Annotated in this window: 14 protein-coding genes; 5 read left to right on the plus strand and 9 right to left on the minus strand. The window is 72.6% G+C overall.

Features of this window, described 5'->3' with window-relative positions:
• Window positions 1-25: 25 nt before the first annotated feature.
• From DEJ35_RS04710 to DEJ35_RS04735, 6 genes are all read right to left on the minus strand, one after another.
• On the minus strand, window positions 26-661 hold the full coding sequence (locus DEJ35_RS04710; protein WP_111192141.1) for an MBL fold metallo-hydrolase: 636 nt from the start codon (window positions 659-661) through the stop codon (window positions 26-28).
• A 10-nt stretch (window positions 662-671) separates the two neighbouring features.
• Entirely contained in the window at window positions 672-1,688 is a 1,017-nt protein-coding gene (locus tag DEJ35_RS04715) for a LacI family DNA-binding transcriptional regulator (protein WP_111192142.1), read from the minus strand.
• A 21-nt stretch (window positions 1,689-1,709) separates the two neighbouring features.
• Window positions 1,710-2,207 (minus strand): hypothetical protein, encoded by a 498-nt coding sequence (locus tag DEJ35_RS17190; RefSeq protein WP_181419990.1) that lies wholly within the window; start codon window positions 2,205-2,207, stop codon window positions 1,710-1,712.
• 5 nt (window positions 2,208-2,212) lie between these two features.
• Window positions 2,213-3,049, minus strand: coding sequence for a carbohydrate ABC transporter permease (locus DEJ35_RS04725; protein WP_375231865.1), 837 nt, complete (start codon window positions 3,047-3,049; stop codon window positions 2,213-2,215).
• Window positions 3,050-3,120: 71 nt separating this feature from the next.
• Complete coding sequence (locus DEJ35_RS04730) at window positions 3,121-4,146, minus strand: carbohydrate ABC transporter permease (RefSeq protein ID WP_111090492.1); 1,026 nt, start codon at window positions 4,144-4,146, stop codon at window positions 3,121-3,123.
• 108 nt (window positions 4,147-4,254) lie between these two features.
• A complete protein-coding gene (locus DEJ35_RS04735) occupies window positions 4,255-5,532 on the minus strand; it encodes an ABC transporter substrate-binding protein (RefSeq protein WP_111192143.1) in 1,278 nt (425 codons plus the stop codon).
• 296 nt (window positions 5,533-5,828) lie between these two features.
• On the opposite strand from DEJ35_RS04735, the gene DEJ35_RS04740 reads away from it, so the two are divergent.
• Window positions 5,829-7,157: a glycosyltransferase gene (locus DEJ35_RS04740; protein WP_111090493.1), complete on the plus strand. Its 1,329-nt coding sequence runs from the start codon at window positions 5,829-5,831 to the stop codon at window positions 7,155-7,157.
• 85 nt (window positions 7,158-7,242) lie between these two features.
• On the opposite strand, the gene DEJ35_RS04745 is transcribed toward DEJ35_RS04740, so the two are convergent.
• A complete protein-coding gene (locus tag DEJ35_RS04745) occupies window positions 7,243-8,553 on the minus strand; it encodes a glycosyltransferase family 2 protein (RefSeq protein WP_110859129.1) in 1,311 nt (436 codons plus the stop codon).
• Between the two features lie 157 nt (window positions 8,554-8,710).
• Here DEJ35_RS04745 and DEJ35_RS17195 point away from each other — a divergent pair, with 157 nt between their 5' ends.
• The 4 genes from DEJ35_RS17195 (at window position 8,711) to DEJ35_RS04760 (ending at window position 12,692) form a co-directional block, all read left to right on the plus strand.
• Complete coding sequence (locus tag DEJ35_RS17195) at window positions 8,711-8,884, plus strand: hypothetical protein (RefSeq protein ID WP_181419991.1); 174 nt, start codon at window positions 8,711-8,713, stop codon at window positions 8,882-8,884.
• 114 nt (window positions 8,885-8,998) lie between these two features.
• Window positions 8,999-9,931 carry a beta-1,6-N-acetylglucosaminyltransferase gene (locus DEJ35_RS04750; protein ID WP_110859130.1) on the plus strand — a complete coding sequence of 311 codons (933 nt, stop codon included), beginning with the start codon at window positions 8,999-9,001 and terminating at the stop codon, window positions 9,929-9,931.
• Window positions 9,928-11,484 (plus strand): lipopolysaccharide biosynthesis protein, encoded by a 1,557-nt coding sequence (locus DEJ35_RS04755; RefSeq protein ID WP_110859131.1) that lies wholly within the window; start codon window positions 9,928-9,930, stop codon window positions 11,482-11,484. The genes DEJ35_RS04750 and DEJ35_RS04755 overlap by 4 nt, the downstream gene beginning before the upstream one ends.
• Complete coding sequence (locus DEJ35_RS04760) at window positions 11,481-12,692, plus strand: glycosyltransferase family 4 protein (protein WP_181419992.1); 1,212 nt, start codon at window positions 11,481-11,483, stop codon at window positions 12,690-12,692. The genes DEJ35_RS04755 and DEJ35_RS04760 overlap by 4 nt, the downstream gene beginning before the upstream one ends.
• Window positions 12,693-12,806: 114 nt before the next feature.
• Here DEJ35_RS04760 and DEJ35_RS17200 read toward each other — a convergent pair whose 3' ends face one another.
• Both DEJ35_RS17200 and DEJ35_RS17205 read right to left on the minus strand, forming a co-directional pair.
• Window positions 12,807-13,775, minus strand: coding sequence for a glycoside hydrolase family 16 protein (locus DEJ35_RS17200; RefSeq protein ID WP_110859133.1), 969 nt, complete (start codon window positions 13,773-13,775; stop codon window positions 12,807-12,809).
• Window positions 13,760-14,092, minus strand: a complete 333-nt coding sequence (locus DEJ35_RS17205; RefSeq protein ID WP_111192144.1) for a hypothetical protein — start codon at window positions 14,090-14,092, stop codon at window positions 13,760-13,762. Before DEJ35_RS17205 ends, DEJ35_RS17200 begins: the two co-directional genes overlap by 16 nt.
• Window positions 14,093-14,371: the final 279 nt, after the last annotated feature.

A 14,371-nucleotide genomic window follows, 5' to 3' on the forward strand; every position in this document is an offset into this window, starting at 1 on the left:
GGCCTCCAGGCCGCGCAGCGCAGCCCTAGAGCGTGAGCGACTCCCCCGGGCGCAGCACGACGAGCGACCCGGCGGGCTCGACGGCCTCGCGGAGCCGCCCCGTGTGCATGCCGAAGCCGACCTCGGACAGGGTGGCCTCGTGGATCGGGTACGCGCGGGACGGCGCGATCGCGGCGACGTAGTCCATCATCTCGGCGACCTTGAGCCACGGCGCCCCGACGGGTGCCGCGAGGACCTCGACCGGGACGCCCGGGTCCGTGTAGGAGTCGCCCGGGTGGAACAGCCGGCCGTTCACGAGCACGCCGGTGTTGTCGACGATCGGCACCGAGGCGTGGATCAGCTGGTGCCGCGTGCCGTGGAAGGTGAGCGCGAAGGGGCCGACCGTCCGGTGGTCGCCGTCCGTGACGACGTCGACGGTGATGTCCGCCTCGGCGAGCGCCGCGCGGACCCCCTCCGGTCCGATGACGACGGCACCGGGGTTCGCGTCGAGGATCCGGCGGACCTGTTCGGGGGTGACGTGGTCCGGGTGCTCGTGCGTGACGACGACGGCGACGACCCCGGTGGCGTCGACCGGTCGGGTGAAGTCCCCCGGGTCGAGGACCAGGCGGGCATCACTCTCGGCGATGACCTGGCAGGCGTGTTCGAGTTTGGTGACCTCCATGCGGGCGACCCTACGCGGCACCGTGCGGGCAGGGCCCCGTGGTCGCGCGGACGACCAGGTGCGCGGGTGCCGCCGCGATCGGGCCGGCGACACCGCCGTCGACCTCGGCGAGCACCGCCCGTGCAGCGGTCCGTCCCTGCGCCACCGGGTCCTGCGCGACGGTGGTGAGTCCGACGGTGGCGCCGTACTCGTGGCCGTCGATCCCCATCACGGACACGTCCTCCGGTACCGCGAGACCGGCTCGGCGCGCGGCCAGCAGGACACCGAGGGCCATCTCGTCCGAGGCGCAGAGCACCGCCGTCGGTCGCTCCGACGCCGGCTCGGCGAACAGCCCGGCCCCGGCGGCGGCACCGCCGGCGAACGAGAAGCGGCCGTCGAGGGACCACCGTTCCGGCACGGCCTGTCCGCCCGACCGCACGGCGTCGAGGAACCCGTCCCGCCGCAGGTGCGGAACGGCGACGTTCATGCCGGCCTCGTCCTGCCCGCCGACGTAGGCGATGCGCCGGTGGCCGAGTCCGTGCAGGTGCTCGACCGCGATCCGGGTGACCTCGCGGTCGTCGACGCCCACGTTGCGCAGACCCGGTGCGGGGCCGCCGATGACGACCATGGGGTGCCGACTGAGTTCGAGCTCGGCCCGTTCGGTGGCGTCGAGCACCAGGGAGAGCAGCACGAGGCCGTCGACCCGGTGCCGCAGCATCGAGCGTCGGAACGCCCGGTCGCGGTCGCCGCCCGGGCCGCCGAGGTTGTAGAGGACCAGGTCGTACCCGGCCTGGCGGAGTTCCGCGTCGACGCCGCCGAGCGCCTTGACGTAGAACCAGCGATCGATGACGGGCACGACCACCCCGACGGCGCGCTGACGACCGGTGGCCAGGCCGGCCGCTGCCGAGCTCGGGACGTACCCGAGTTCGTCGGCGACCCGCCGCACCTGCTCGATCGTGGTGTCGGCCACGTTCGACATGCCGCGGAGCGCCCGCGACACGGTGGACTTCGACAGCCCCGTGACGGTCGCGATCTCCTGGATCCCCATCGGTGCGACCCGGGAGGCCCGTCAGCCGTCCGTGCCGTGCGTCACGTCCGCCGGTGCGTCGGGTCCACCCCGTCGGTCCGCCACCGCGGGCACGCCGCGGTCCGCCCTGCGTTCCGGCACCCGTGCGGTGCGCGCCGGCCGTCGTGCAGCCGGTGCGACCTCGTCCCAGCCGGCGTGCTGGTGCACCCGTCCGTCCGCGCCGGGTCGGGGCCGGCGACCGGTGGGGTCGGTGACCGACGTGTGCACCGGGGCCACCGCGGGCGCAGCACCGACGCCCCGGGGCACGGATCCACCCGTGCCGTCCTGCGCCGTGGTCCGGCGGAGGACGGCGACCCGCCACCGGTCCAGGGCGACGACGCCGAGCACGCACACGAGCAGGGTGAGCGCCCAGCCGAGCGCCGGTCGCCCGGTGAGCTCGCAGAACACCGTCACGCCGAGGAACAGGACGCCGAACATGCCGACGAAGCCGATCGACTCTTCGATGTGGGCGGTGGGACGGGTGGGTCCGCGCTGGGCCATGGTCGTCAGCCCTTCACGCCGCCGGCGGTGAGCCCGGCCACGATGCGTCGCTGGAAGATCAGGACGAGGACCACGAGCGGGATCGTGACGATCGTGCCGGCGGCCATCACCGCCGTGTAGGGCTCCTGGTGCGGCTGCGACCCGGCGAACGAGGCGATCGCCACGGTCACCGGCTGTGTCGCGTCGCTCGACAGCTGCGACGAGATGAGGTACTCGTTCCAGCTCGAGATGAACGCCAGGATCGCCGTGGTGAACACCGCGGGCGCCGCGAGCGGCAGGATGATCCGCCGGAACGCCTGCACCCGGGTGCACCCGTCGATGCGGGCTGCTTCTTCCAGGTCCCACGGCATCTCGCGGAAGAACGACGCGAGCGTGTACACGGTCAGCGGCAGCACGAACGAGATGCTCGGCAGGATGAGCGCCTGGTACGACCCCATCCACCCGATGTCGGTGAACAGCTGGAACAGCGGCGAGATGAGGGCGACGCCGGGGAACATCGACGCGGCCAGGATCGCGCCGGCGATGAGGGACTTGCCGCGGAACTCGAGCCGGGCGAGCGCGTACGCCGCCGTGGTGCCGACGAGCAGGGCGATGATCGTCACGACCCCACCGATGAGCAGGCTGTTGAGCAGTGCCCGTCCGAGGTGGTTGCCGAGCGAGGTGGAGAACGCCGTCGCGTAGTTGTCGAGCGTCACGTGGGTCGGCCACGGGGTGGCGTCGAACGTGAAGCCGACGTCACGGAAGCTCGTGACCACCATCCAGTAGAACGGCAGGAGGCACCACACGGCGATGACGACGGCCTGCAGGGCGGTGCGGATCCGCGGCCCGGTGTCCCGGCGCACGCGCACCTCGGTGCGGTCGACGGCGCGGTCGCGGCGCACGGCCCCGGACCGCGGACGGTCTGCTGCGAGCGTCACTTGAGTTCACCCTTCTGCTGGGCGGCCTGCGTCTGGACGACGTTGGCGCCGAGGAACCGCACGAACAGGAACGCGACGACGAAGATCACCAGGAAGGTGAGTGTCGACAGCGCCGACGCGGAGTTGAAGCCCTGCCGGATCTGTTCGACGACCAGGATCGACAGGGTCGTGGTGGCGTTGCCGGAACCACCGCCGCCGCCGGTGAGGATCGCTGGCAGGTCGTACATGCGCAGCGCGTCGAGCACGCGGAACAGGATCGCGACCATGAGCGCGGGCTTGATGAGCGGCAGGGTGATGAGCACGAACCGTTGGAAGGTCGAGGCGCCGTCCATCTTCCCGGCTTCGTAGACCTCCTCCGGGATCAGCTGGAGCCCGGCCAGGATGAGCAGCGCCATGAACGGCGTGGTCTTCCAGGTGTCGGCGATGATGACCGCCCACCGGGATGCCCACTCGCCGCTGGTCCAGAGGATCTGGTGGCCGATCACCTGGTTCAGCACGCCGTTCGCGTCGAAGATGAAGTACCAGAGCTTCGCGGTGACGGCCGTCGGGATCGCCCACGGCACCAGGATCGCGGCACGGACGAGGGCGCGGCCCTTGAAGTTGCGGTTCATGATGATGGCCATCCACACGCCGATCACCGTCTCGGCGAGCACGGTGACGACGGTGAAGAAGAACGTGTTGCCCATCGACACCCAGAACTGCGAGCCGAGGCTGCCGGGCGGGCAGGTGACCTCACCGCACCGCTGGCCGAGCCAGTGCACGTAGTTCGTCACGCCGGCGAAGCCGCCCTCGACGAACAGGCCGGTCGCCTTGTCGAGTCCCTGGTCGAGCTGGAACGACTGGATGATCGCGCTGACCACCGGGTACCCGATGACGACCGCCAGGAGCGCGATCGTCGGGCCGATGAGGTAGACGGCCCAGCGGCCGTGCTCGGCGTTGAGCCCGCCCTTGCGCCGCTGGCGCTTCGGTTCGAGCCCGGTCGGGTTCGGGATGGCTGCGGGGATCTCGGTTGCTGCTGACACGTGTCGGCCTCCTTGCCGGGGGTGTCGGAACACAGGTGGGAACGGAGGGGAGGCCCGTGGCGGACCCGCCACGGGCCTCCCCTCCGACGCGGCGTGAGCCGCTGTGTGTCAACTGCTGGTCGCGGCCGTGAGGGCGTCCTGCATGTCCTTCATGGCTTCGTCGACCGACTTCGATCCCTTGAGCGCCGCGTAGGTGTTGTCCTGGATCGCCTTCGTCACCGCCGGGTAGAACGGCGTGACCGGGCGCGGCTCGGCCGACTCGATCGACTTGAGCAGCGTCGGCAGGTAGGGCAGCTCCTTCGTCAGCTCGGGGTCGTTGTACAGGTCACCGACGACCGGGGCGAGCGAGCCCTGGGTCGCGAAGAACTTCTGCGTGTCGTCCGAGGTCAGGAACTCGAGGAAGTCGTGCGCCGTGGCCTTGTGCTTCGAGTACACGCTGATCGCCGCGTTGTGCCCACCGAGCGTGGAGGCACCGACGCCGTCGGCACCGGGGATCGGCGCGATGCCGAAGGTGTCCTTGACCTTCGACGAGCCGTCGGTCTTGGCGAGGCTGTAGACGTACGGCCAGTTGCGCAGGAACAGGAGCTTGCCGTCCTCGAACGCGGTGCGGCCCTGCTCCTCCTGGTAGGTGATCGCCTCGGCCGGGATGTTCCCGTCCTCGAACGCGTCCACCAGGTTCTGCAGGCCGGCCTTCGCCTTGTCGGTGTCGACGTCGGGCGCACCGTCGTTGCTGAGCACCGAACCGCCGGAGCCGTTGATCGCCTCGGAGGCGTTGACGGTGAGTCCCTCGTACTTCGCGAACTGCCCCGCGTAGCAACCGATGCCGGCGTCCTTCGCGATCTTGCAGTCGTCCATCATCTCCTTCCACGTGGTGGGAGGCGTCTTGACGAGGTCCTTGCGGTAGTAGAGCAGGGCGCCGTCCGAGGTCTGCGGTGCGGCGTAGAGGGTGTCGTTGTAGGTGGCGGTCTTCACCGTCGACGGCAGGAGCTTCGAGGTGTCGAGCTTCATGTCGCCGGTGAGCGGGGTGAGCCACTTCTTCGCGGCGAACTCGGCGGTCCAGACGACGTCCACGTCGACGACGTCGTAGTTCTCGTCCTTCGCCTGGAAGTGCTGCACGAGGTCGTCGTGCTGCTGGTCGGCCTGGTCGGACTGTTCCTTGAAGGTGACCTTCTCGTCCGGGTGGGCCTTGTTCCACTTCGCGATGAGCGGACGGACGACGTTCGAGTTGTCCTTGCCCTGCACGTAGGTGATGGGTCCGCGGCTGTCCTGGCCGCTCTTGGCGTCGTCGTCCGCCGAACTGCCGCTCGAGCAGCCGGTCAGCACGAGCCCGATGACCGCGACCCCCGCAACGGACGCGAACCGCACCCTGGCGCGTGTTGTCTTCACAGCGTTGTCTCCTCGTTGAGATCACCAGGACGGCTCGGTCGGATCACGACACCGCTGGCCTGGAGCAGGCGACACTGCCTGCTGGAGGAGGAAGCTACGCCCGGTCCAGCGGGAGCGCAACCGGTTGCATCGGTTCCGTGACCTGAGCGTGACCCATGAGGTTCCCGTGGCTTCCTGGGTGAGCGCTCACCCCCCGTCGGGGGCACACGCACCGCACTGCGGAACCCCGCACGAACCCCGCCACTGCTGGTCCGGTCCGTTGTCCGGACACCGCGGGCGGTCGTAGCGTCCCGACCATGACCCTGCAATCCTCCGTCACCGTGCCCGGCCCCCGTCGGGTCGTCAGCGTCGACCTCGACGCACCGCTGCCGCGCCTGGTCGCCGACGAGTCGGGTTCCTCCGCGCTCGTCGTCGGCTACCGCGACGGCTTCCCCGTCACCACCCTCGACGTGCTGCTCACCGCTGACCCGGCCGACGCCGCCCGCGCGATGGAACCCCTGGTGGACGGCCTCGCACGGATCTCCGGTGCGACGGAGACCCCGATCCCCGACCTCGACCTCCCGCTCATCTCGATCGTCGTGTCGACCATCGTCACCCGGGTCGAGGACATCCGGAAGCTGCTCGACTTCCTCGAGCACCTCGACTACCCGCGGTACGAGGTCATCCTCGTCGACAACCGCGTGAAGCTGCCCGAGGTCGACGCCCTGCCGGGGCTGCTCGAGGGCCGCGACGTCCGGCTGGTCACCGAACGCCGTCCGGGCTGCTCCGCCGGTCGCAACGCCGGGGTCGCCGCGGCGCACGGCGAGATCATCGCGTTCACCGACGACGACGTCCGGGTCGACGCACAGTGGCTCCGGTCCATCGGCACGCGCTTCGTCCGCGAGCCCGAGGTCGCCGCGGTCACCGGGATGATCCTGCCCGTCGAGCTCGAGACCCCCGCGCAGATCTGGTACGAGGCGTACTACGGCGGCTTCAGCGGCGAGCGCACCTTCCAGCCGGTGACGATCGTGCCGGACGACGTCCCCGGGGTCATGCGTCACGCGCAGGCCCGGGCCGTCCGCCCCGACGGCTCGGTGCAGAAGCACTTCGCCGTGTACGGCATCGGCGGCTACGGTGCCGGCGCGAACTGGGCGGTCCGACGTTCGGCGTTCGACGCCGTCGGCGGGTTCGACCCCGTGCTCGGTGCCGGTGTGCCCGCCCGCGGTGGCGAGGACCTGGCGATCTTCATCGACATCCTGTGGAGCGGTGGCCGGATCGGCTTCGAACCCCGCGCGGTCGTGCACCACCGGCACCGGCAGGACCTCGCCGGGCTGCACGGGCAGCTCCACTCGAACGGCGTCGGGTTCACGGCGCTGATGTGCGAGCTCATCGCGAAGGACCGCCGGCACGCGCTCGTGCTCGCGCGGCTGATGCCCCGGGCAGGCAAGATCAAGCTGAAGCAGCTGGTGTCACGACTGGCCGGCCGGCGCGACGCCGCGGCCGAGAGCATCACCGAGGCCTCCACGACCCGGATCCCGCGCTCGCTGGCGTACCACGAGTTCCGCGGCTTCCCGGCGGGTCCGGCGGCGTACTTCCGCAGCCGTCGGTTCTGGCGCGAGGTCGAGGAGGGCCGTTTCCGCCCCTAGGCGGCGCGCAGGAGACGTCCGTCCCGGTGCGTGCGGTACGCGCGGTGCGATCGGTGCACGCGGAGTGCGGTCGCCCGCACCGCGGTCACCCGCGCCGCGACCGCCCGACGACGTACCGCCACGGTCCGCCCAGCGCCGCCACGAGCTCGACGCGCTTGAGGCCGGCCGTCGCCTCGCGGAACGCGTCGTCGACCGGCCACCCGCCGACGGCGTCCACCGCGGCGGACACCTCATCGGCGCCGCCGCCGCCCTGTCCGAGCGCCCCGAGCTGCCGCAGCGCCCCGACCGCCCGACGGAGCACGGCCAGTGCGGTGCGCGGTCGCAGCATGAGCTTCGTGACCCACGCACCGAGGCCGGTGCCGTAGCCGAGCGCCTGCGAGCGCAGCGCCGCACGGTCCGGCCGGTGCTTGTGCCAGACGACGGCCGACGGCTCCACCGCGAGCGCGCCGCCGGAGAACAGCACCCGGGTGAACAGGTCGGGGTCCTCGCCGGCGCGGGCCAGGGTGCCCGGGCCGAGCGCGACGTCGAACCCGCCCAGGGCGAGCGCGGCCGAACGACGGAGCGACATGTTGGCACCGGTGCCGAACGCGCCGACGGAGAACGGGAACAGCGGCAGGTCCGCCGGCGGCGCCGACGTGCGGAACACCCGGCGGTCGGTGTTGCGCGCCCAGGTCACGCGCTCGTCGAAGTACCGCTGCGTGGGGGTCCGGAGTTCGCCGCTGGGCACGAGGCCGGTCACGCAGACGACGTCCGCGTCGCGGGCGTAGGCGTCGGCGAGCGCTGCGAGCCAGTGCCGGTCGACGACCACGTCGTCGTCGACGAAGGCGACCACGGCCCCGGACGCGAGGGCGAGTCCGGCGTTCCGTGCGCGCGAGACGCCGGGTCGGGCCTCCAGGACGTACCGCAGGCGCGGGTCCGCGAGCGACGTGACCACGTCGCGGGTGGCGGTGGTGGTGGGCGCGTTGTCGACGACCAGCACCTCGAAGTCGTCGTGCTCGGACGCGAGCACCGAGCGCACGCAGCGACGCAGGTCCTCGGGCCGGTCGCGGGTGCCGATGACGACGGAGATGCGTCCGACCGGCGTCCCCGCGGGGGCGGCCGGGAGGCCCGTGGTGCGCAGGGCGCGCAGGGCCGGTCCCAGCTCGGCCGGGTCCACGCCGCCGTCCGCGTCGACGCTGACGTCGACGAACCCGGCGATCTCGCGTCCGTCGCGGACGAGCAGGCGGGCGCGGCGGAAGCCGGTGGGGCCGGCGAGTTCGACGGCGGACGCGGCGAGCGCCTCCTGCCGGTCGACGGCGCCGACCCAGGCCGCGCCGGCCCAGGCGGGCACGTCCGGGGACGGCATCGCGGGCGTGAGCGTGAGCACGCGGGTGGTGGTGGCCTGCTGGTCGGTCATGGTCCGATGCTCCGGTGGGGCCGCTGCAGGGTCAACGGCGGCCGCCCGCGGTTGCGGCGACGGTCGTCCGACTTGCGGTTTGCCGCCAGCACACGCCCCTGGACGGTAGGATCGTGAGGACGACTCGGCGGCAGCACGCCGGGCACGAGGAGGACGCATGTCGATGGGCCCCGCCGACGAGCTCGGCGCCGTGCTCCCCTCGGAACAGAGCGTCTTCGTGGTCGACTCCGTGACCTGCGTCTGCGGCCACGTGCAGGACGCCCACGAGCACTACCGTCCGGGCACGGACTGCGCCCTCTGCGACTGCCAGAAGTTCCGCAAGAAGCGCTGATCAGGCGCTTCGAGCACTGATCGATCAGGGGGCGGTGCGGGAAACCGCCGCTTCCCCGCAGACGGGCACGGGTCGCCTTGTCGGCCCCGGAACGCCGCGGTTAGCGTCGCGTCCATGGCCATCTCCCCCGCGGTCCCCGCGTGCATCGTCCTCGCCCACGAGGACCCGGCACACGTGCGCCGACTCGTCGAGGCGCTCGACCCGTTCCCGGTGTTCCTGCACTGCGACGCGCGCACCCCCGAGACGGTGTTCCGCGCCATGACCGACGGACTGCCGGACCGTGTCCGGCTGCTCCCCCGCATCCGGACCGGCTGGGCGCGCTGGGAGAACGTCGCCGCCGAGGTGTCCGGCTACCGGGCAGCCCTGGCCGAGACCGACGCCTCGCACGTGGCCGTGCTGACCGGCAGCGACTACCCGCTCGCGAACCCCGCCGAGATCACGACCCTGCTCGAGGCGCACCGCGAGGAGTCGTTCATCTCGGTCAACCCGCTGCCGTTCGCGCCGTGGGGCCGTGACGGCGGCATCTCCCGCATCCGGTTCCGGCACTGGGCGTGGCGGAAGCACATGCTCCGGCTGCCGGTCCCCCGCCGCGTGCCGGCGAACGTCTCCTTCGCCGGGGGCTCGCAGCTCAAGGTCCTCGCCCGCCGGCACGCCGCCGCCGTCGTGGACACCGTCGACCAGCGCCCCGACCTGGTCCGGTTCTGGCAGCGCACCTGGGTCGCCGACGAGACCTTCGTGCCGTCGGTGCTCAACTCGCCGTCGCTGACGCCGGGGTTCGCCGACGAGCACGTCTCCCAGCCGCTCTGGTGGATCGGGTGGGACGGCACCGCGCGGAAGAGCCCGCCGTGGTTGACCGTCGCCGACGCGGGGCAGCTGCTCGAGCGTCGGACGGACGCGGACGTCGAGGTGCAGCACCTGTTCGCGCGGAAGTTCTCGACCGACCGGAGCGGTGACCTGCTCGACGTCGTGGACGCCGCCTTCGGGCTGCGCCAGGGCGAGGCGACGGCGACGGCGCGGCAGGGCGCGGCAGGGGTGGTCGCGCCGTGAGCTTCCCCCCGCAGACCCGCCGCGAGGCCCGCGCCGCGCGCGAGGCCGAGTCACCCGCGCCCATCGCCCCGGAGCCCATCGCACCCGAGGCCATCGCCCCGGAGCCCATCGCACCCGTGCCCGAGTCGCTCGACACCGGGTCGGTCGCCGTGCGGAAGGGTGCCTCCGTCCTGTTCGGCCGCGGCCTGCTGTACGTCGTCGTCTGGTCGATGCAGCTCGTCGTCTCGTCGCTCATCTCCCCGGTGCTCGCACACCTCATGCCGCCGGCCGAGTTCGGCGTGCTCGCCTCGGCCATCGCCCTGTACCAGGCGCTCGTCGTCCTGGCCGTCCTCGGCATCGACCAGGCGTCGGTGCTGCAGCGGGCCGAGGACGGCGACGACCGCCGGGCGCGCGGCCTGCTCGCCGTCGGCATGGTCACCGCGATCGTCGTCACCGTCGCGGCGCTCACCACGATCCCGGTCTGGGCCGACGCCGCCGGCTTCGTCGGCAACCACCCGCTGCTCCTCGTCGCGGTGCTCTGGACCGGCCCCGCCGCCATCGTGCAGATCTCCCTGGCGCTGCTCGTCGCCCAGGACCGCATCCGGGTCTTCGCGGTCACGAGCCTGCTGTCCTCGATCGGCGGCTCGGTCATCGGCCTCGGGCTCCTCACCTGGGTGCAGGCCGACGCGACCACCTACGCGTGGGGCGGCGTCGTCGCCCAGGGCGTGGCGATGGTCATCGGCGTCGCGGCGACCCGCCCGCGTCTCGCCGGCCTGTTCGACCGCAAGACCACGGCACGGGCGTTCCGCCTCGGCGTGCCGATCGCCCTCGGCAACCTGTCGTACTTCGTGCTGAACGCCGGCGACCGGATCGTCGTCCAGCGGCTGCTCGGCCCGGACGAGGTGGCCCGCTACCAGATCGCCTACGTCGTCGGCTCGGCCGTCATCCTGCTCCTGACCTTCACCAACCAGGCGTGGGCGCCGCACTTCGCCGCCCTCCGCGACCCGGTCGCCCGTCGGCAGCTCGCGATGCACTCCCGCGACGAGCTGTACAAGATGCTCGGACCGGTCCTGCTCGCCGTGACCCTGGTGTCACCCGTCGCGCTGCCGATCCTCGCCCCGGCGTCGTACCGCGTGCAGGAGCTCTCGGTCGTCGTCTTCGTCGTCGCGATCACCGCGTTCCCCGTCGTCGCCAGCGGCGCGACCGGACGCCTGCTCCTGGTCGAACGCCGCGGTGTCGCCGTCGGGGTGATCGCCGCGGTCGCGGGCGCCGTGAACATCGGCGCGAACCTCGTGCTCGTGCCCGTGCTCGGCATCGCCGGCGCGGGCCTCGCCACCGTGGTCGCCTACGCGATCCTGGCCGCCATGCAGCTGCTGGCCCTGCCCGACCGCCGTGAGTGGCGCGGGCCCGGGCCCCGGATCGTCCTGACGACCCTCGCCGCGCTCGTCGTGGCCGCCGCGTCCCTGCTCCTGCCGCAGGACGTCCTCTGGAACTGGGTCCGCATCGCCGGGGTGGTCGCCTGCCTCCCCTGGTTCCTCCGCCGACTGAAGACCGCAAGGGGTGGTGTCTCGTGAGACCGCGACAGGCTGCACACGACGGCTCCCGCCGACTCCGCGTCGGCGTCCTGGTGACCGGACTCGCCATCACCGGCGGACTCGAACGCTGTGTGCTCGAGGACACCCGTGAGCTCGTCGCCGCCGGCCACGAGGTCGAGGTCTGGCACCGGAACGCCCAGTCCCCGCGCGCCGCCGAGGGCCCGCCGCCCTACGAGGCGATGGGCGTGAAGCTGGTGGAGGCCACCGACTACCGGTTCGGGATCACGACCGCGCTCCGCGACGCCTGGCGCTTCGCCCGCGAGGGGCTGCGGATCCGACGATCGCACCTCGACGTCCTCTGGTTGAACCGGCCCGAGTACCTGCCGTTCGGCCGGGTCGCATCGCTCGTCTCCGGAGTCCCGCTCGCGGTGCACCTGCACCACGCGCCGAACTACCGGCGGCTCGGACCGATCGCCGGTGGCCGCACCCGCTACTTCGCCGTCTCGCACGCGATGGCGCGCGCCTGGGCGGAGTCCGGCGTGCCGACGGACCGCATCACGATCGTGCCGAACGGCGTCGACACCGACGCGTTCCCGGCCGCGACCCCGGCGTCGGTGCGCGACGCCCGCGCGGCACTCGGCATCGCCGAGGACACCCCGACGGTGCTCTACTACGGTCGGCTCACCCGGTCGAAGGGCGTGCTCGCCCTCCTGGAGGCGTGGGGTCGCGTCCGCACGGCCGCTGCGGCACGCGTACCGGTCACCACTCCCCCCGTGGCCGGTCCCGCGGCGCCCGCGCCGCTCCTCGTGCTGGCCGGTGCGCTCTACGCGGAGGAGGCGGACGCCGTGCACGCCGCGATCGACGCGCTCCCCGCCGGTTCCGTGCTCGTGCTCCCCGAGCGGGACGACGTCGTCCCGCTCCTGCACGCCGCCGACGTCGTGGTGGCGCCGTCCATCGAGCCCGAGGGGTTCGGGCGGGTCGTGGTCGAGGCGATGTCCGCCGGCCGTCCCGTCGTCGCGGCCGCATCGGGCGGCACCGGGGAGATCCTGTCGGGTGACTGGGCGCGGTACACCGTCGACCCGGCGGACCCCGACGCACTGGCGGAGAAGCTGCTCGACACCCTCGACGAAGCCGAACTCGACCCGTCCCTCGCCGCACGGTGCCGCGCGTGGGTTCGTGACCGCTACGGGCGCGAGCCGCACGTGCGAGCGCTGCTGCTGGCACTGCTGGCACACGCCCGGCGCTGACCGGGTCGGCCCGGCGCCGTCCGTGCGCGCCGGGCTCGATGGCGCCGGCGCGCGCCGGTGTGCGCCGAGGCGCTGCGGGCTCGACGGGGTCGGTCCGCGCCGGGCTCGGCGCCGTCAGCCGGCGGTGGGTTCCGTGGACGGCAGCGTGGCCTGGGGGCTCTCGCCGTCCGCGGGCACGTCGATCGTCATCCAGTCGACCAGGAGCGACCCGGCGGCGTCCCGGGGCGGCAGGCCCTCGAGGGACCCCGTCTGCACGACCAGGTGCATGCGTTCCACGGGGATGTCCTGCGTGGTGCTCCCGACGACCTCGTCGTCGACCAGGAACGACATCCGCGAGGGCGTCCACTCGATCGTGTACGTGTGCCAGTCAGCCAGCGACGCGTCGGTCTCGTGGTGGATGCACTTCTCGGCCGGGTCGACCAGGCAGTGCACGTTGAGCCAGGCGGGCGCACCGAGCGCACCCTCGGGGAAGTCGATCTCGCCGTGCGCCCAGACGTTCTCGTCGCTCCAGAGCAGCACCGCCACCCCGTACCCGTCGACCTCGTCGCTCTTCATCCGGATGCTGTAGCGCCCGGAGGTCTGACCGCCCCATCGTCCGTCGACGAGCGGGACGACCCCGCCGGCGAGCGGGGTGCCCGCCTTCGTCGTGCGCAGGTGCATGTCGAGCATCCCGTCGTGGGCGCTCAGCGTGGACGCCTGGTACCGACCGGTCCCCGCGGTGTCCGCGAAGCCGTGGTAGACGGTGAACCGGTCATCGTAGGCCGCCTCGAACCCGCCCGACGGGGTGGTGTCGTCGAAGTCCTCGGAGAACACCCGCTTCCAGCCGTCACCGTCGCCGGTCGGCATCGCGACCCCGCTGGGTCCGGGACCGACGGACGTCGTGCCGGTGGTCGCCGCTGCGACGGCACCGACCGCGACCACCAGGGCCGCGGCCACGATCGCGACCCGTCGTCCTCGTGTCCGGAGCGGGGTGCGGTGGCGGGAGGCGCCGAGGCCGTGCGCGGGTGCGGCACCGTGCGCGGCGGCCGACTGCTCGGCGACCGGGCGGGGGCCGTCCTCGTCCGGGGTCACCCAGCTGCCCATGCGCGGACCTCCGAGAGACCGACGTTGATCGTGCTGTTCGACACCCCGGTCGTGGTGAACCGCACCCAGGTGACGTTCCGGGCGGTGAAGTCGACCGTCCGGGCACTGCCGTCGTTCGGGAGCTCGCCCACGGCGACCTGGCTGCCGTCCGAGAACGTCAGCGTGCCGCTCGTGATCTGGTCGTCGCTGTTCGGACGGTCGTGCAGGACGATGCGCTGGAGCGCGACCGGGGCGGCCCAGTCGAGCTGGATCCAGATGCCGGTCCGTCCCCAGGGCACGGCCCACTCGGCGGTGTGGTCGACCGGGTGGCCGGACACCACGCCGTCGACGGCCTTCGCGACGGTCTGGCCGTCGGCCGGGTTGTCGGCGATCGCCGTCGGGGTCGCCGAGCCGGTGACGTCCCGCAGGCCCGGAGCGGGCGTGGGGGTGGGCGTCGGCGTCCTGCTCGACCCAGAGGATGATGCGCGCCAGGGACGCGGCCGCGGTGCGGTCGTCGATCGCGGCGAAGAACGCGACGGGGTGACCGTTGTACCAGCGCAGTTCGTCCAGCTCGAGGGTCTTGCCCGACCACGGTGAGTCGTCGGGGACCTGGAGCG

It is taken from the genome of Curtobacterium sp. MCPF17_051 (genome assembly GCF_003234595.1).
Classification (GTDB): domain Bacteria; phylum Actinomycetota; class Actinomycetes; order Actinomycetales; family Microbacteriaceae; genus Curtobacterium; species Curtobacterium flaccumfaciens.